The 19,040-nt window shown below is 48.3% G+C and carries 13 protein-coding genes and 1 pseudogene; 9 read left to right on the forward strand and 5 right to left on the reverse strand.

Features of this window, described 5'->3' with window-relative positions:
• The first annotated feature begins 437 nt into the window (after window positions 1-437).
• The 5 genes from pyrB to glyA all read left to right on the forward strand — a co-directional run bounded on the left by pyrB (window position 438) and on the right by glyA (window position 4,618).
• Entirely contained in the window at window positions 438-1,370 is a 933-nt protein-coding gene (gene pyrB / locus E5355_RS08275) for an aspartate carbamoyltransferase (RefSeq protein WP_136009961.1), read from the forward strand.
• A 42-nt stretch (window positions 1,371-1,412) separates the two neighbouring features.
• A complete protein-coding gene (pyrI, locus tag E5355_RS08280) occupies window positions 1,413-1,877 on the forward strand; it encodes an aspartate carbamoyltransferase regulatory subunit (RefSeq protein WP_136009962.1) in 465 nt (154 codons plus the stop codon).
• A complete protein-coding gene (locus tag E5355_RS08285) occupies window positions 1,874-2,440 on the forward strand; it encodes a flavin reductase family protein (RefSeq protein ID WP_136009963.1) in 567 nt (188 codons plus the stop codon). The genes pyrI and E5355_RS08285 overlap by 4 nt, the downstream gene beginning before the upstream one ends.
• Window positions 2,441-2,464: 24 nt before the next feature.
• Window positions 2,465-3,235 carry a porin family protein gene (locus E5355_RS08290; protein ID WP_136009964.1) on the forward strand — a complete coding sequence of 257 codons (771 nt, stop codon included), beginning with the start codon at window positions 2,465-2,467 and terminating at the stop codon, window positions 3,233-3,235.
• Window positions 3,236-3,337: 102 nt separating this feature from the next.
• On the forward strand, window positions 3,338-4,618 hold the full coding sequence (gene glyA, locus E5355_RS08295; RefSeq protein ID WP_136009965.1) for a serine hydroxymethyltransferase: 1,281 nt from the start codon (window positions 3,338-3,340) through the stop codon (window positions 4,616-4,618).
• Between the two features lie 98 nt (window positions 4,619-4,716).
• Here the strand turns inward: glyA and E5355_RS08300 are convergent, their stop codons facing one another.
• From E5355_RS08300 to E5355_RS08310, 3 genes are all read right to left on the reverse strand, one after another.
• Window positions 4,717-6,387: a formate--tetrahydrofolate ligase gene (locus E5355_RS08300; RefSeq protein ID WP_136009966.1), complete on the reverse strand. Its 1,671-nt coding sequence runs from the start codon at window positions 6,385-6,387 to the stop codon at window positions 4,717-4,719.
• Between the two features lie 71 nt (window positions 6,388-6,458).
• Complete coding sequence (locus tag E5355_RS08305) at window positions 6,459-7,634, reverse strand: TlpA family protein disulfide reductase (protein ID WP_246866912.1); 1,176 nt, start codon at window positions 7,632-7,634, stop codon at window positions 6,459-6,461.
• A gap of 137 nt (window positions 7,635-7,771) precedes the next feature.
• Window positions 7,772-9,925, reverse strand: coding sequence for a TonB-dependent receptor (locus tag E5355_RS08310; protein WP_136009996.1), 2,154 nt, complete (start codon window positions 9,923-9,925; stop codon window positions 7,772-7,774).
• A 201-nt stretch (window positions 9,926-10,126) separates the two neighbouring features.
• On the opposite strand from E5355_RS08310, the gene E5355_RS08315 reads away from it, so the two are divergent.
• From E5355_RS08315 to E5355_RS19855, 4 genes and pseudogenes are all read left to right on the forward strand, one after another.
• Complete coding sequence (locus E5355_RS08315; protein ID WP_136009968.1) at window positions 10,127-11,662, forward strand: sensor histidine kinase; 1,536 nt, start codon at window positions 10,127-10,129, stop codon at window positions 11,660-11,662.
• Window positions 11,663-11,735: 73 nt separating this feature from the next.
• On the forward strand, window positions 11,736-12,455 hold the full coding sequence (locus E5355_RS08320; RefSeq protein WP_136009969.1) for a response regulator transcription factor: 720 nt from the start codon (window positions 11,736-11,738) through the stop codon (window positions 12,453-12,455).
• Window positions 12,456-12,605: 150 nt separating this feature from the next.
• Window positions 12,606-13,205: an occludin gene (locus tag E5355_RS08325; protein WP_136009970.1), complete on the forward strand. Its 600-nt coding sequence runs from the start codon at window positions 12,606-12,608 to the stop codon at window positions 13,203-13,205.
• A 25-nt stretch (window positions 13,206-13,230) separates the two neighbouring features.
• Window positions 13,231-13,788 (forward strand): annotated as a pseudogene (locus E5355_RS19855) (SDR family oxidoreductase); the annotation flags it as partial.
• A 347-nt stretch (window positions 13,789-14,135) separates the two neighbouring features.
• Here E5355_RS19855 and E5355_RS08340 read toward each other — a convergent pair.
• Together E5355_RS08340 and E5355_RS08345 are read right to left on the reverse strand one after the other, a co-directional pair.
• Entirely contained in the window at window positions 14,136-15,872 is a 1,737-nt protein-coding gene (locus E5355_RS08340) for a RagB/SusD family nutrient uptake outer membrane protein (RefSeq protein ID WP_136009971.1), read from the reverse strand.
• Between the two features lie 22 nt (window positions 15,873-15,894).
• Window positions 15,895-18,939 carry a SusC/RagA family TonB-linked outer membrane protein gene (locus E5355_RS08345; RefSeq protein ID WP_136009972.1) on the reverse strand — a complete coding sequence of 1,015 codons (3,045 nt, stop codon included), beginning with the start codon at window positions 18,937-18,939 and terminating at the stop codon, window positions 15,895-15,897.
• Window positions 18,940-19,040: the final 101 nt, after the last annotated feature.

Here is a 19,040-nt window from a genome sequence, read left to right on the forward strand (position 1 = left end):
TTGCTAAAATCAAAGTTCAATAATAGGGCAAAGGTACGGAAATATATTGGATGTGCCTATGCTTTTTATATCTTTTTCAGGATAAGCTTTACGGAACCTATGAAAACACCCGTTCATTTTAACGGAAATTCTCAATGAATTGCAAAACAACCAGAAAAACTTGAAGAAAAAAAACGAATAGGAAAAACATATCGTAATAAGCAATAAAACAGATTGAAACAAAGAAAACTTGCCATCGCGCCCGTAAAACAGAGACAAGGGAAGAACAGAATAGGGAAAAACGATGTTGTCGTTGACAGAACGACGACGGGCCGCCATCCGAAATGCCACATGGTAAAAACAACCCATATTTCGCAAAAAATTTTCCCGCACATTTCCGTAGCCCGCATATTTTACGTAACTTTACACTCTCGAAAAGTATAAATGAATTCAACGATATGGAAAACAGAAGTTTAGTCACCATTGCCGAGCATAGCCGGGAAAAAATCCTCTATATGCTCGAGATGGCGAAAGAGTTTGAAGCCCATCCCAACCGGCATATATTGGACGGGAAAGTAGTTGCCACCTTATTTTTCGAGCCTTCCACCCGTACACGCCTCAGTTTTGAGACTGCCGCCAACCGACTTGGAGCACGTGTCATCGGATTCAGCGATCCAAAGGCCACCAGCTCATCCAAAGGCGAGACGCTGAAAGACACCATCAAGATGGTGAGCAACTATGCCGACATCATCGTGATGCGTCACCACCTCGAAGGGGCCGCACGCTATGCCAGTGAAGTCACCACCGTGCCCATTGTGAATGCCGGAGACGGTGCCAACCAGCACCCTTCACAGACCATGCTCGACCTCTATTCCATCTACAAGACGCAAGGTACGCTGGAAAACCTGAACATTTTTCTGGTCGGCGACTTGAAGTACGGTCGTACCGTCCACTCCCTACTGATGGCAATGCGCCACTTCAACCCTACCTTCCACTTCATCGCTCCCGACGAGTTGCGGATGCCCGAAGAATACAAAATCTACTGCCGCGAGCACAACATCAAGTATGTGGAACATACGGACTTTACGGAAGAAATCATCGCAGACGCCGACATCCTTTACATGACCCGTGTGCAGCGCGAGCGCTTCACCGACCTCATGGAATACGAACGGGTGAAGAATGTCTACATCCTGCGCAACAAGATGCTGGAGCATACCCGTCCCAACCTGCGCATACTGCATCCGCTGCCCCGTGTCAACGAAATAGCCTATGATGTGGACGACAATCCCAAAGCATACTATTTTCAGCAGGCACAAAACGGACTATATGCCCGTGAAGCTATTCTGTGCGATGTACTGGGCATCACACTGGATGAGGTGAAAAAAGAGTAAAGGAGTAATTCAGTAGAATCGTCTAATAACAAATATATCAAGATGTTAAGCGAAAAGAAACAAGAATTGCAGGTGGCCGCTCTGGAAAACGGCACTGTAATAGACCATATACCCTCCGAGAGACTGTTTACAGTAGTCTCCCTGCTCAGACTGGAACACATGAGCAACAATATCACCATCGGCTTCAACCTCAAGAGCAAGAAACTGGGCACGAAAGGCATCATCAAGATTGCCGACAAGTTCTTCTGCGACGAAGAGATAAACCGTATCGCCGTAGTGGCTCCCAATGTAAAACTGAATATTATCCGCGACTACGAAGTGGTGGAAAAACGCGAAGTCCGCCTGCCCGAAGAGCTGCGCGGAATCGTGAAATGCGCCAACCCGAAGTGCATCACGAACAATGAGCCGATGCCTACATTATTTCATGTTGTGGATAAGGACAATTGCATCATCAAGTGCCACTATTGCGAAAAGGAACAGACCAGAGAAGATATTGAAATCATATGAAAGAAGACTGGAAACCCGGAACAATGATTTATCCGCTGCCTGCCGTATTGGTGAGTTGCGGAAGCACTCCGGAGGAATATAACATTCTGACTATCGCATGGACGGGAACGATTTGTACGAACCCGCCCATGTGCTACATCTCCGTACGCCCCGAACGCCACTCCTACGACATCATCAAGCGAAATATGGAGTTCGTCATCAACCTCACCACAAAAGACATGGCGCAGGCCACGGACTGGTGCGGTGTACGCTCCGGAAAGGATTACAACAAATTTGAGGAAATGCATCTGACACCCGGGAAAAGCACCGTAGTCAGCGCGCCTCTTATCGAAGAATCACCGCTTTGCATAGAATGCCGGGTAAAGGAGATTATGGCTCTCGGTTCGCACGACATGTTCATAGCGGATGTGGTAAATGTCCGTGCCGATACCCGTAATCTGAACCCTGAAACCGGCAAGCTGGAACTGGCGGAAACAAATCCCCTGGTCTATGTGCACGGCGGATATTATGAGCTGGGGGAAAAGATAGGCAAGTTCGGATGGTCAGTGGAGAAAAAGAAGTAATAATGCAATTAAAGGTTTTAAGAGATGGAGCTGCGACGAATCTTGATGGGTTTATATCTGTTGGCCTTTCCTGCCATGATGTGGGGACAGACTCCGGTTGTGCCCGGCACTGCCGGCAAAGAGCATTCCGGACACCACAAGGAAACTCCGGTCAATTTCGGTTTCAAAGGCGGTTTCACCTCTTCCTTATTCCTTGTATCCCAGTTCAGCGTCAACGGAATGCCCATTGACGAAGTGCAGAACAATTACAAGATAGGATATTTCGGTTCCCTTTTCATGCGGATAAACTTCGACCGCCACTTTCTGCAACCGGAAATTTCCTACAACATCAACCGGTGCAACATCACTTTCGAGAAACCTCTGCCCGAAGACGCCTCATCGGGCGCCCTGCCGGAGGAAGCCTCCATTACATCGTCCATTCACAGCATAGATATCCCCGTCATCTACGGATACAACTTCATCAAGGAGGGGCCGTACAGCCTTGCTGTCTTTGGCGGTCCTAAAGTGCGCTATATATGGGACCGGAAAAGCGACATCGACTTCGAAAATTTCGACCAGATGAATATCCGTGAAAGGCTTCGCCCGCTTAATCTCAGCTTCACGGTTGGCGTATCCGTCACCATATCACGCGTCTTTTTCGACTTCCGTTACGACATGGGACTGCACAACATCTCCAAGAGCGTGACATACGACATGCCGGCCGACAACAACGCTGCAAACGAAAATACGAAAAACGAAATCCGTTTTCACCGCAGGGACAATGTGCTGAGTTTTTCTTTCGGAGTGTTCTTTTGACAGTAAATTTCTTCCTTTTCTTTCAATTTATTCATTTATTTCCCGTAAATTTGTACGCTTAATAAGAGAATACAGATTTATCAAACTTATCTAATAAGCAGAATGAAAAGAGATGATTTAATTTTCGAACTTATCGAAAAAGAACACCAACGTCAGCTCAAGGGCATTGAACTGATTGCATCAGAGAACTTTGTAAGTGACCAGGTTATGCAGGCAATGGGCTCCTGCCTCACCAACAAGTATGCTGAAGGATATCCCGGCAAACGTTACTATGGTGGTTGTGAGGTAGTGGACCAGAGTGAGCTGATTGCCATTGACCGCCTGAAACAAATCTTCGGCGCAGAATGGGCCAACGTACAGCCGCACTCCGGTGCACAAGCCAATGCAGCCGTATTCCTCGCCGTACTCAATCCGGGTGACAAATTCATGGGACTGAACCTTGCACACGGCGGTCACCTCTCCCACGGCTCCTTGGTCAACACTTCCGGTATTATCTATACTCCCTGCGAATATAATTTGAATCAGGAGACCGGACGCGTGGACTATGACCAGATGGAAGAAGTCGCCCTGCGCGAGAAACCCAAAATGATTATCGGCGGCGGTTCTGCTTATTCCCGCGAATGGGACTACAAGCGCATGCGCGAAATCGCAGACAAGATAGGTGCTATCCTGATGATTGACATGGCTCATCCTGCCGGACTGATTGCAGCCGGTGAACTGGATAATCCCGTGAAATATGCCCACATCGTGACCTCTACTACCCACAAGACTCTGCGTGGTCCGCGTGGTGGCGTTATCATGATGGGTAAGGACTTCCCCAATCCCTGGGGCAAGAAAACTCCGAAGGGAGAAATCAAGATGATGTCCCAATTGCTGGATTCAGCCGTATTCCCCGGTATTCAGGGTGGTCCGCTGGAACACGTCATCGCTGCCAAAGCTGTTGCCTTTGGCGAAATCCTGCAACCGGAATGGAAAGAATATGCCAAGCAGGTGAAGAAAAACGCCGCTGTCTTGGCACAAGCCTTGATAGACCGTGGCTTCACCATCGTTTCCGGCGGTACGGACAACCACTCCATGCTGGTGGACTTGCGCAGTAAATATCCCGATTTGACCGGTAAGGTTGCCGAGAAGGCGTTGGTGTCTGCCGACATCACCGTAAACAAGAATATGGTTCCCTTCGACAGCCGTTCGGCTTTCCAGACTTCCGGTATCCGTCTGGGTACTCCTGCCATCACAACCCGTGGCGCCAAGGAAGACCTGATGCTCGAAATTGCCGAGATGATTGAAACCGTTTTGTCCAACGTAGACAACGAACAAGTCATTGCAGAGGTACGCGCACGCGTCAATGCAAAGATGAAAGAATATCCTCTGTTTGCTTATTAATAAGCAACAGGAGGAAATTAAAAATTAAAGGCTGCGCAGTTCAAAGCTCGCGCAGCCTTTAATTTTTAATCCTCCATTCTAAACATGCGCCCGTACGTTTAGCTCAGCCCTTCTATATTTCCATCCACAATGTCAATGCGTTCGGCTTGTGGTTTCTTTGGCAATCCCGGCATACGGAGGATTTCACCGGCAATGGCTACAATCATTTCCGCACCGTTGTTGACTACGATATCCTTGATGTGAAACTCAAAGTTGTTGACTGCACCGTATATCTTCGGGTCGGCAGAGAAGGAATACTGTGTTTTGGCGATACAGACAGGGTAATGGCTGATGCCCATCTGCTCTATCAGTTTGATAACCTTGCGGGAATGGAGACTGTAAGTCACTACGCTTGCTCCGTAGAGGTTGCAGGCCACCTTTTCAATTTTACGTTCCACGCAATCGTTCTCCTCGTAGGTGAAGGTCAGCGGTTCGGATGGTTTGTTCTCGATGGTATCTACCACCAGATTGGCAAGGTCAACGGCTCCCTCTCCTCCTTTGGCAAAGGCATTGTTCACGGCAAAACCTACATTGAGCTTTTCTTCGCAATGGCGGCGGATAGCCTCCACCTCCTCGTCCGTATCACTGGCAAAACGGTTGAATGCCACGATGACCTGCTGGCCGAACGAACGCAAATTGCGTACATGCTTGTCCAGGTTGCCAAAGCCCTCTTTCAGTCCCTCCATATTGGGTTCCTTGATGCAGTCCAGACTGACACCGCCATGCATCTTCAGTCCTTGTGCGGTAGCAACGATTATCGTCAACTTGGGCTGTAGGCCGCTCTTGCGGCACTTGATGTTGTAGAACTTCTCCGCACCGAGGTCAGCCCCGAATCCGGCTTCCGTCACCACATAATCGCCGAATGTCATTGCCATTTTTGTAGCAAGAATGGAGTTGCAGCCATGGGCAATATTGGCGAACGGTCCTCCATGAACAAAAGCTGCAGTACCTTCGGTAGTCTGCACCAGGTTAGGATTGATGGCGTCTTTCAGCAAGACAGTAATGGCACCGGCTACGCCTAACTCTTTCACCGTAAATGGAGTACCATCGAAACGGAATCCCAGAATAATGTTCTCGATACGGCGACGGAGGTCATCCAAGCTTGTTGCCAAGCAGAGAATGGCCATAATTTCGGAAGCCGGAGTAATGTCGAATCCCGACTCCTCGGTAATGCCGTTGGTGCTCGGTCCCAATCCGGTGACAATGCTGCGCAAGGAGCGGTCGTTTACATCAAGCACACGCCGCCAGATGATTTCTTTCAGCCCGAATCCGTCCGCCTGATGCTGGTACAAGTAATTGTCGAGCAAAGCGGAAATCATGTTGTGTGCCGAAGTAATGGCGTGAAAGTCGCCTGTAAAGTGCAGGTTTATCTTCTCCATGGGCAGCACCTGGGCGTATCCTCCGCCGGCAGCACCGCCTTTCATGCCGAAGCAAGGACCTAACGACGGTTCGCGCAGAGCGACAATAGCCTTTTTGCCTATCTTGTTCAGCCCCAGTGCCAGACCGATGGACACGGTTGTTTTACCGATACCCGCTTTCGTAGCCGTGATAGCCGTCACCAGTATCAGATTACTTTTCTTCACTTTCTCTTCATCAATCAGATGCGTAGGAATCTTAGCTATGTAACGGCCATAGTTCTCTACCTCGTCATGTGGAATCTCCACACTCTCGGCCACCTGCTTTATCTTCTTCAGCTCTATGCTCCGAGCTATTTCAATGTCAGATTTCATACAGAGTTTTTTCTTTAAATAACAACTTTAATATTTTGCTTCAAAGTTGCAAAAGTACGAAAAATCCCCTACTATTCCATCAGTTTTTCCAGTTTCTCCAACAAACTGCCTTTTCTATAACCGGACCACATCTCTACAACCTCTCCTTCCGGAGATAAAAATACATAGCGAGGGATAGCACCTGAACTATACCTGGCATACAAACCGTGATTTCCTTTCAAGTCATTCAAATTCCACCAGCTAATGTCATGGTGGCGCGAAGCTATCTCCCAGTTGGTTTTATCATCAATACTCAAACTGACTATCACCAGACAATCTTCGTATTTCTTGCTGATTTCTTTCATTTCCGGCAATGCCATAAGGCAAGGTCTGCATCCACGGCTCCAAAAATCCATTAAGACTGCTTTCCCTTTAAAGTCGGACAGACGGTGTACATTTCCTTGCAAGTCGAACAAATCGCCGTCTGCTGCCTTTTCCTGTGCAGCTACCGCCTTGACAGGAAACAAATAGGCTTGGATGTCCAAAGCTTCCGGTGTATGACGCTGTTCCTCAGTAAGTCTGGCATATAATTCCTCTACTTCTTTACGGTAAGGATAACCTTTTGTGTACTTCACTCCTATTGCCAAGCTTTTCAGGTTATCCATCCAAACTTCTTCTACCGGCAATTGCTTCATTCGGGCTATTACATTGGAGGCTATACGGAATTTTAAATCATTTTCCACTTTTTCCAAACTGTCACGCAAAGCAACGACCTTTGCCAGCACCTCCTTATCATCCGGTTTCCGGGGATATTTGCGCATCAATCGCATGTGCTCCATTCTATTCTCCTGATTATGGTTCCATAAATCCCGTGAATCGTTTACAAAAAGCTGCCATATCTTCTGTTGCGGCATTTCACTTTCCACCTGCCAGGTGTAGATGTTCATATCCTCGCCCGTCAAGCGGATATGGGAACCTTCCTTAGCCCAAAGGGACAATCCCATACTATACAGATTACCGTCACGAATCATCAAACTCAAACGTTCTGTATCTGTTTTAGAGATAGGTATTTCAAAACGAAAACTGTCTCCCTGAAGGGTATCTGTCGCAATACTGTTTTCCACGTCTCCTTCCATCCGAAATAGATTCAGGCAGACTCCTTGCTTCACATTCTTTACTTTTCCTTCAATGACACAAGTACCTTGCGCCTGCATACAAACGCTTATTAATAACAGAAAAACAGCGCTTACTACCTTCCTGCAGTTCATATCCTTTATCGATTTTGATTAACAATGAACAATGATACTAAGAATAAAAGGAATTACGAAAATATCGTACCCCCCCCTTTTATTTATATTTAACATCGACCTTTTTTATTGGTAACTATTCAGCGAATAATTACTTTTTATTTGAACCGCGACGTATCCACCGCCTCCCGTTGCTTCTCCTTATATCCTCCGAACTTATAGGTGAACGATACCCCTGCTTCGCGGAAGCATGAGTAACGGTTCGTCACGTTCTGCGTCCTGAAACGGATGCGGGGAGAAATCTGTCCCGTCTCAAAAAGGTCATTGCAGTAGAGGTTGAGGATGGCTTTGTTCTTGGCGAAGCCGTAGCGCAGGGCGATATTCACATGGCCCGACGCTGGCAGGTCGTAGATGCCCTGGATGGCTTTGCTGTGCACAAATCCGGTCACCGTCAGCTTCAAGTCGGGCTTGGTGGAGAGAGTAAAAGTATTGTTCATCTGGGCAATGCCATAACATTGTTTTCTGTCGAAAGGAATATCCCAGAAATCACCATCCTTTTCGCGGTGCCACAAGCCGATGAGGGTAAGGCGCGAGTTCAACAAATTCTTCACATTAAATGGAATAGAGGCTTGTATGCCTGCTTGTTGCTGACAGTCGAAACTGAGTGTCTTGTAGATTTCAACCAGACGTTCGGAAGATTGGTAAAGCGTCTGTACGGAGTAGTCCTTGGTGTGATTGAACCAGGCACTGAAGATGTATTTGCTTTTCAAAATATAGGTCATTTTCAGCTCATACTCTTGTGCCGGTTTCAGCAACGGATTACCATGCAGCTCAGAGTATCCGCCGCCGATGTAAGAGACGGCATCCTGCACGGCCCAGTAGTCGGGATAGTCCTTGTCGCTGCTCAAGGAGAGTTGGAGGATATGTCCCGGGGCAGGCATATAGTTCAGGTTGAGGATGGGATACCAGTCCCACTGGCTCCAGACGGGAGTCTTGTAATGCTCCACGGCAAGAGAACCGTCCAAGACAAGGTTGTCGCCGAAACTCTTGCTGAAGCCGGCATAGACATCCCAGGTCTGCTCGCGGCGGTGGGACTTCATATTGCTCAAGGCATCCGACGAGGTCAAACGTTCACCGGTTTCGGGGTCGTAATAATACTGATAACTGTTGTCGATGCCGGTGGTGTAGACGGCTCCGTAGTTCAAGTCCCAGCCTTTGCCCAGACTGTGTTCCTGTGCCAGAAAGAACTTCCAGCGATTGATGCGCTGGCAGTCTTCCGTGTAGAAATCGAGTTCCTCGTCCTGCATGCGGCTGTGCAGTAGTTGGTCGGACGGAGAGCGGTAGTAGGTCAGTTCGGCACCGGCTTTGAGGCCGAAAGGAGCGCGGTAGTCCAGACGGCCGTTGTGCAGCCTGTCGGTGCTGTTGCTGCGAGTGGTAGAAACTTGGGTACCGGTGATATCCCTGTGATTGTGACCGGTGGAATAGGCGCCGTCATAGACGAAACTCAGCTGATGGTCTTTGGCGAGGTCATAGTCCGCTCCTGCCCGGAAGCTGTGGGCATGGCTGCGGCCACGGCTCACCTCATCTGTTGTCATGGGGTGAACCGAGCCGTCTGCCAAGGTGTGCACAGCCTCTTTGCCGGTAGTAGAGTAGCCGCGGCCATGGCTGTGCGAGTAAAGAAAGTCTGCTGAGAATTTATTCTTGCTGAAGAGCAGGCTGGCGCGTTGTTCAAAGCCTTCGTCGTGTTTTTGGCGATACTTGGCGTAGAGTTCGCCTTGCCAGGAGCCGGGGCCACCTGCCGATTGTTTCAGGGTGATATTGACAAGTGCGCCACGCACCTGGTAGCGCGCAGGGGCATTGTACATCACTTCCGCTGTCTCGATGCGGCTGGCAGGAATGCTGCGCAGCAAGGCATAGAGCTGCCCGGTACCGAGGGTGGTTACTTTGCCGTCCAGGATAACGGTGACTCCCTGGCCTGCCAGTTGCAGCCCGCCATTCACCTCGATGACGCCGGGAAGCTCTTTCACGGCATCGTAGGCATTGTCCACGGGGAGATTCCGGATAAGGCGGGGCAGGTCATACACCAGTTTGCCTTGTGCTGCCTTTACGATGGGGCGTTCACCGGTAATCATCACCTCCGGCAAGGTCTGATAAAGACTGTCCAGACGGGCATCGGTCGTGACAAGGCTGTCAGCGCTGAGGATGCGGTTGCCGTCCGCATCGGAGGTGGTTGCAGTGCCGTTGTTCTCTTGTGCCGAAAGACTGATGCTCAATGCACAGCATACAATAGGGAGTAAATAGAATCGTTTCATGTTCTTCTTCATATTCATGTTTATATTCTTCTTCTGTAAATCTTCATCCGCAAAGTACGGCAGAATCAGCAGAAACTTGTGTTATCAGCGGCTTACCAAGTGTTATCCAGTGTTATCGGGAGTGTTATTTAGTCTTATCGGATGTCAGGGTTCACAACATTAATCCTATCTTTGTATGTATAAAAACAACCGGAAACAAACATGAAACTGCCATTCAAATATATTGCCATACTTGTCATCGTCTCCCTGGCCGGCATCTTCGCCTACCAAGCCTACTGGCTGACGGGACTCTACCATACCATGCACGACCAGATGGAGCGCGACATCACCGAAGCCATGCGCATGAGCGACTATAACGAGATGATGATACGCGTGGAAAAACTACGGAATGACAGCATCAAAGAAGGAACCGTGAGTGTATCGGCAGGTTATGACAACGACAAGTCCTACGTCAGCAGCTCCACAAGTATCACCACGACCATCCCGAAGCAAGAGCCCGAGAAAGCGGACAGCCTCATTGTGGAAGTGACGGGAGACACCATATCCGAGTACGAACCTGCCGACCTGCAGCAATCCGCCATGAGAGTCCACGAAGGCATGGACGTCATCCTCGGCAAGCAGAACAACATGCAGAAACTGACGAACTACTTCCAACGCGGACTGCACTCCGGACTGGACGTCGTCCTCAACCCAGACCTCGCCATCTACGACAGCCTGCTCACCAGCCTGCTGCGCGAGCAGGGACTCGACATGCCCTACCGGCTGGAATACCTGTATGCGGGAGGCGGCAGCGGCAACGTCCTCCCCTACACCGACACCCTTTCCGTGAAGGGCACCGAGGGGTACACGCCCAGCGCCCAAGCCGTGCAGTACGACTATGCCTTCAACCTGCATGGCAGCCAGTTGTACCGGCTGACGATAGAACCCGTCACCGCGATTGTGCTACGGCAGATGTCGGGCATTCTCGCCACTTCCTTCATCATTCTCGTGATACTCTCCTTCTCCTTCTGGTTCCTTATCCGCACCATCTTGAAGCAAAAGACCCTGGAGGAAATGAAGAGCGACTTTACCAACAACATCACCCACGAACTGAAAACACCCATCGCCGTGGCCTATGCCGCCAACGATGCCCTGCTGAACTTCAACCAGGCCGAGGAAAAGACGCAACGCGACAAGTACCTGCGCATTTGCCAGGAGCAGCTTCAGCGGCTTAGCAGACTGGTGGAGCAGATTCTCTCCATGAGCATGGAGCGCCGCCGTACGTTTCGCCTCCATCCGGAGGAGCTCTCCCTGCAAGAAATCGTGGAACGCCTCGTAGAGCAACACAAGCTGAAAGCCGGGAAGCCCGTCCACACCTCCACCGACATCGAGCCCCAGGACCTCACCGTCCTTGCCGACCGTACGCACTTCAGCAACATCCTCAGCAATCTGCTGGACAATGCCATCAAATACTCTAACGGAGAAGCCGAAATAGACATCCGCTGCCGACGGATTGCTACCATGGAGCAAGGCGAGCAGACCGAAATATCTGTCAGCGACCGTGGCATAGGCATCGCACCGGAAAAGCTGAAGCATATCTTCGACAAGTTCTACCGCGTACCCACGGGTAATCTGCACGATGTGAAAGGCTATGGGCTGGGACTGTTCTATGTGAAGACCATGATAGAGAAGCATGGTGGCAGCGTATCGGTAAAGAGTGAGTTGGGAAAAGGAAGTACCTTTACGATAAGGATATGATAACATTATTTGTTAGGGCACTTTACATTACTTGTTAGGGCACTTTACATTACTTGTAACAAAAGCGACAATTATGGAAAAGATAACCGTACTTCTGGTTGAGGACGAACAAACCCTCGCCATGATTATCAAAGACACGCTGGAAGGACAGAACTTCATTATCCACACCGCCTCCGACGGTGAAGAAGGATTGCGCAAGTTCTTCGACCTCCGCCCCGACGTGCTGGTGGCAGACGTGATGATGCCCCGCATGGACGGCTTTGAAATGGTGCGCCGCATCCGGCAGACCGACAAACAGACCCCGGTACTGTTCCTCACCGCCCGCTCCGCCATCAACGATGTGGTGGAAGGGTTTGAACTGGGTGCCAACGACTATCTGAAGAAACCCTTCGGCATGCAGGAGCTGATGATTCGGATCAAGGCACTGGCAGGTAAAGCCTTCTCCTTTACAGACGAGAAGCCCAAGGAAAGCACCAGCTTCGAGATAGGCGACTACCGACTCAACTCCATCACGCAGCGACTTACGTACGTGGGAGTCGCTGCCTCACCGCAGATGCAGACGGAAGTGGAACTCTCCCACCGCGAGTCCGAAATACTGAAACGCCTCTGCGAGAACCGCAACCAGGTGGTCAATACCCAGAACGTATTGCTCGACCTCTGGGGAGACGACAGCTTCTTCAACTCCCGCAGCCTGCATGTGTTCATCACCAAACTGCGGCATAAACTGGCCGGAGACGAGCGCATCCGTATCGTCAATGTGCGGGGAATAGGATATAAACTGATAGTAGACTAAACTAAAACTAAACTGCCGTCTTCGTCCCTGCCATTCGTATAAAGAAATAGAAGTAATACAAAGATATTTCCGGAAATAGAGGGAAACGAGTATCTTTGTTCAGTCCGCCCCTATGCGGTGGGCAGCAACTGAAATCGTGAACAAAGAACTATGAAACAAATCTTCTTCTGCATCATCACTTTACTTGCAGGCATGTCATCCGTCAGCGCACAGAGCGAGATGCCTGCCGATACGGTACGCTCTGCGTCCGTACGCGACGAGATGTCTCCCGAAGGCATGTCTCCGTCCGAAAAGGAGCTTCTGCCGGACGTGAAGAATTACGACGGCTTCCTGCTGGATATGGGGCTGATGAATCTGTGCGCCCCCACTCTTCCCAGATTCACTTTGGAGATACCGGATGCCAGCAAGGACTACAGCCGCATCTTCCGGTTGAACCCGAACGTGACTTATTCACAAGGCCTTTCGAACCTATTCTCACTCAGCAACTCCCGGTATTTCAGTTCGAACCCTTTCGGGCTGACGGGCTTCCGGGGCTCTGCCGACAACCTGCAAATGGGAAGTTTCACTTTGAAGAACGGCATGCGTATCCATACCTACGGCGAATATGACAAGGACGGCTGGAAAGTGCCCAACCCTTCCGCACTGCCTTGGGAAAAGAACAATTTCAAAGGGGCGTTCGAGCTGAAATCGGCCAACGGAGCCTTTGGCATACGCATCGAGGTACAGCAAGGCAAACACGTGCCCTATTGATGTCCATCACTTAACGACAGAATCTATGGCAAGAAAGAAAATACTGGTGATAGGCGCCAACGGTTTTACCGGCAGACGCATCCAGGATGATTTGTCCCGCAACCTGTCTTATCAGACAACGGGCTGTTCCCTGCACGACGACATCCGTCCCCATTCGGGTGACTATCGTTTCATCCGTACGGATATATGCAACCGCCAAGCGGTGGAAAAGCTTTTCCAGGAAGTGCAGCCGGATGTCGTAATCAATACCTCCGCCCTCTCCGTCCCCGATTATTGCGAAACACACCATGCAGAAGCAGATGCCGTCAACATTACTGCCGTGGAGCATCTGGCAGAATGCTGCAAAGCAGAAGGAAGCTGCTTCATCCATCTTTCCACAGACTTTGTTTTCAGCGGCAATACGAATCGGCCTTATACGGAAGAAGATAACAAAAAGTTGCCATGTCTGCTGTTGTGGCATATCACTCTCTACCCGCCAAGTGTAGATGTTCATATCCTCACCTATCAGGCAGATATAAGTACCTTTCTTAGCCCAAAGCGGCAACCCCATACTGTACAGATTACCATCAAAAATCACCAGACTAAAACAATCCGTACCCACTTCCGAAACAGGTACCTCGAAACGAAAGCTGTTTCCCTGCAACGTATCGACAGCAATACTACTCCTACGCCACCTTCCATCCTAAACAGATTCAAGCAGACACCCTACCTCACATTCTTTACCTTACCTTCAATAATAAAACTTCCTTGCGCCTGCACACAAATGCTTGCCAATAATAGAAACACAGCGTTTATTGCCGTATTACAATTCATAGTCCTCTACTGATTTTGATTAATGAAAAACAAAAAGTGGCTGCCCACAAAATGGGCAACCACTCGATTCAAGGTTAGAATTGTGAAATAATGTAATGCAAAACTGTTATATTCCTATTAGTTGAGTACCACTCCGCCATTGTCTGTCGGGTTCTGGGTTAAAGTACCCGGATAAGCGTTGATAGCATCTTGCGGAATGTAATAAGTCACACGATAGTCAGTAGCCGAAACGTCTTCAAACTGTTTGTGCGGACCCGGGAAACGACGAGTCAAAGGCTTGCCGTTACGGAATACATCATAGCTACGTTCTGCCTGATACGCCAATTCCAATTGACGCTCTTTGTCGATTTTTTCGGCAGCATCCTCTTCATCCAACGATACATAGCCAGCTCCCGGAATAGAACGTTCACGAATTGTGTTCAGGTCAGTCAAAGCCTGGCTATATTGTCCCAATTTAGCGTACGCTTCCGCGCGGTTCAGGTAAATCTCGCCCAACCGGCTGATGATGGGAGAATGGAGATGTGAATCTTCACCCTCACGAGAACACTTGGTGATATAGAATTGCGGATATACACGGTTCAGAGAAATATAGTAGTCCAATACTCCTTGGTAGGTTGCTCCACCATAATTGATTTCGTAGATTTCCTCTTCTTCGTTGACAGGAGTCAGTGTATAAGAGTTCTTCTCTGCATCTTTGCAAGTCACTGTAGCCCCATTGCGTTCTGCATCGAATTGTGCGTAGTTCAATATAGGGTCGGAGCCTTTTTCTTGTTCTTTTTTGATGAAACGGAACACCAATTTATTCCCATCTTCATACGTCGGTTCGATGAAAGCAGCGCGTGCATCTACAATTCTATAATGGTCCGGACGCCAGTCGTTACGACCTGTCTCATTCAGCAAGTCGATGTATTTGGCACTGGCATACATTTCGCCCCATCCCATACCGCCAATGTTGGCATACATACCACCGATACCGTAGTAATGGTCATATCCCGAGAATTCGGAAGCCACACGTTTTACCACGAAGATAGATTCGTCGTTGTTTTCCGGCGTAAGGGTATTGTATTTCATGAATTGGTCACGATTCAACAGGCTATAATCACCGGAATTGATTACCTTGTCGGCATATTCCACAGCCAAGCGTGCATATTCTTGATTCGGGTTTTCATAAGTACCGCTCATGTACAGGTACACACGTGACAGCATGGCTTGTGCGGCACCTTTTGAAGCGTAAGCAGGACCTTTGTCTATAGTCAGCATTTCTTCGGCTTTCTTCAAGTCACTAATAACTTGTTCGTAAGTCTCCTTCACGGTAGCACGGTCTTCCATAAACAAGTCTGTCATGATGTTGTCAGGAGTACCGTTTACAATGGGCACACCCAAATTTTTTTCCGGTGCCTGATAGTATGGACGTCCATATGCACGTACAAAATAGAAGTAGAGCATACCGCGCACGTAATAGCATTCGCCCAGTTGGTTGTCGATTTCTTCACTTTGTCCTTCTTCAATCATGTTGATGATGTTCGAAGCCTGTGCGATACCTTTGTAACCATAGTCCCAAAAGTTCTGGAGACGATAGTTGTTGGGAGTACGAGAGTATGAGATGAATTCAAAGAAAGCATCCGTGGAACTACCACGAATCATCATGTTGTCTCCGGCGTATTCACCGCAACGGTGCATAGGGTCAGACCATGTCTTCAATTGTGCATATACTCCATTCATCAAGGCATCCAAGGATGCAGAAGGGTCGCTGGTGATTTGCTCAGCAGACATAGAACCATATGGCAGTCTTTCAATGTCGCAACTTGTCAATGCAGTTGCTGCAACAAGTGCGATGGCTAGTATCTTTTTCATTGTTTATTTTCCTTTTTTTAGATTAGAATGTAACATTTAGACCAAGCATGAATCTACGAACAGACGGATAAACCGCCGGACCGGCAGTTCCCATAACGGAACCATCGGATGCAGGAATCTCAGGGTCAACTCCGGAATAATCTGTAACGGTAAACAGGTTCTCGCCCGAGAGAGAAAGACGGAGGTTCTGTATACCGTATTTCTTCAAAACGAAGTTATAGCTCAGAGTCAGTGAGCGTAACTTCAGATAATCGCTATCTTCCAAATAACGTGAAGATGCGGAATTACCCTTGTCGGAATTGTTGTATTTGGCCACAGGGTGTGTAGCAATGTCACCCGGTTTTTCCCAACGGCTCCAGCCCTTTTGCAATTTCATTTGGTTACGGTCGGTATAAGTACCGTCCGAGTCATATTCCTGACGTGAGTAGTTGTAGATTTGTCCACCGAGAGAATAGCCGAATACAGCACTCAGGTCGAAGTTCTTCCATGATAAAGAAGTAGAGAATCCACCGAATACTTTCGGATTGGCTGTACCCAGTTTGTAATAGTCTGCTTCCGAATAATTGGATGTCGTTACTTTATTACCGTTCTCATCGTCCATGTACCACATCGGGGCACCGTTTTCAGGATTTACACCTGCCCATTCTTTTCCATAATAAGTGTCGATAGGTTCACCCACCTCCAGACGTCTGTTGATGGTACCGGCAATGGAACTACCATCGCTAATGATAACGGGAACTATGGCATAACTGCCGTCAGCTTGCTTCTGTGCATAGAGGTCTTTCAACTCGTTTTTGTTGGTAGCGACGTTGAACTCTACGTTCCAGTTCCAGTCTTTGTTGTGGATAATGTCGCCACCTACGGAAAGTTCAAAACCGGTATTACGCATCTTACCGATATTCTTGTAGATGGATGTTACACCAGTCAAACCAGTAACGGGCACATTGTAGAGAATGTTATCGGTGTTCTTCAGATAGTAATCAAAAGTCATGTGCAGACGATTGTCAAAGAACGCACCATCCACACCAATACCGGTGGTGAAAGTTTTCTCCCAAGTCAGGTCTTTGTTCCCGATGACAGAAATCAAAGCTCCTGCCTGTTCGTTATAGCTGGAAGAAACGGAATAAAGGTCGTACTGCGGATAAAGTGAACTGGGACGGTTACCTACAGAACCGTAGGATGTACGGAGTTTCAGATTGTCCACCCAATCTGCGTTGAACCAGTCTTCACGGTTAATAATCCAACCGGCACTGACAGAGAACAAATTACCATACTTGGCATTGTCTCCCAAATTGGAAGCACCATCACGACGAAACATCACTTCTCCCAAATATTTATTGTCATAAGTGTATTTCCAGTTGGTAAAATAAGATTGTACAGCCCATTCAGTGCGTGCACCTCCAATAGATTCAGGAATGGCAGTAACGTCCATCACCTGGAAACCGGGAATAAACCCTGTACCGTTTCCTGCAAAGGTCTTGGCCGTGTAGTCCTTAAACTCGTAGGATACGTGACCGTTGATAGAGTGCTTACCGAACATTTTGCTCACCATCAAGTTCTGGTTGGTATAGCGGCGCACCACTTCACTGCGATATTCATACAAACGTCCATCCACACCGGAACCGCCATTTGAGCGCGGGTCTGTATAGCTATGTAAAGAATAAGAAAGGTAGCGGTAATTGTTTACAGAGGTGAATGTCAACCAGTCTGTAAGACGAATGTCGAAGTCAAAGTTACCCATGAACTCATAGTTGGTAGATTCTCCATAGTTGCCATAGCTTAAGTCCAGCAAATAGTTGGTATTCTGCGCATTTACCCATCCACTATAACGATGAGGCACCAATTCTCCATTTTTGTCATACGGACTATCCCAAGGGAACATGGAATACATGGCGGTAACAGAATATTGCTGGTCGTAAATGTCACGGCGAGAACCACTCAATGACGGTTTTACTGTTAACCAGTTGAACGGCTTATAGGTGGTACGCGTACGGAAGCTGTATCGCTTATAGTCATATCCCTTTACAGCTCCTTCTTCATCGTAGTAGCCAACAGATAAGTAAGACTGGAGTTTGTCTGAACCTCCAGAGATTGAGACGTGATAATCTTGCGTGAAACCGGTCTTGGTAGCCAAATCCCACCAGTTAAAATTACTGTTGCGCAGTTCAGGATTCCAGCGGGTAAACGCAATTTCGTTAACATTCTGGAAAGAAGCGTAATAATCGTACAACTCGGCACCGTTCATCACTTCCAGATTACCGTTGTTCACAGTACTTATACCCATCTTGACGGATGCACTTACATTCAATTTGCCTTCACGCCCTTTCTTGGTAGTGACTACAATCACACCGTTGGCACCTTCCGAACCATAAATAGCAGTCGAAGCGGCATCTTTCAAAACGGTCATACTTTCAATGTCAGCAGGGTTCAAATCACCGGCACTACTACCTACGATAACACCGTCGATAACCCACAAAGGCTGTGTACCACCGCTCAACGAAGCTTGTCCGCGAATCACTACGGCACCATTAGAACCTGGTTGTCCAGAACCCGGAGCCACATATACGCCCGGCACCTTGCCGTTCAGCATATTTTCCACAGAAGGAGTGGTGATGTCCTTCAGTTTGTCACTCTTCACAGTGCTCATGGCTCCCGTCAAACTCTCCTTGCGTTGGGTAGTATAACCCACAACGACTACCTCGTCCAATGTTTCGGTGTCCTCTGCCAACTTGATAATTTGCGTTCCAGAGGTCGCAGCCACCTCGATAGTCTTATATCCAATATAAGATACGACCAACGTGGCGCCTACCGGTGCATTCAATTCATATTCTCCATCCAGATTCGTAATGGTACCATTAGTTGTACCTTTCACCAATACATTGGCACCAATAATGGTTTCCCCATTATTGTCCAAAACCTTACCTTTGATTTTCGTGGTTTGTTGTGTAATTGCAGGCAGCAAATTTACCGCATCTGCCAGAGTAGCAGACACTGGTATGGAAAATATTCCCAAGGCACCTGCAAGCAAGACATACTTGCCAGTCAGAGTTAATCTTTCAACTTTCATAAGTATTACTTTGGGTTAATAAATATGTATAATTTTGATTATCAACAAATAAAACACACTTATCCGTTCTTTCTAAAGCAGAGAGACCTACCATTTGTTAA

Origin of the sequence: Bacteroides muris (ex Afrizal et al. 2022), assembly GCF_004793475.1 — a bacterium.
Lineage (GTDB): Bacteria > Bacteroidota > Bacteroidia > Bacteroidales > Bacteroidaceae > Bacteroides > Bacteroides muris.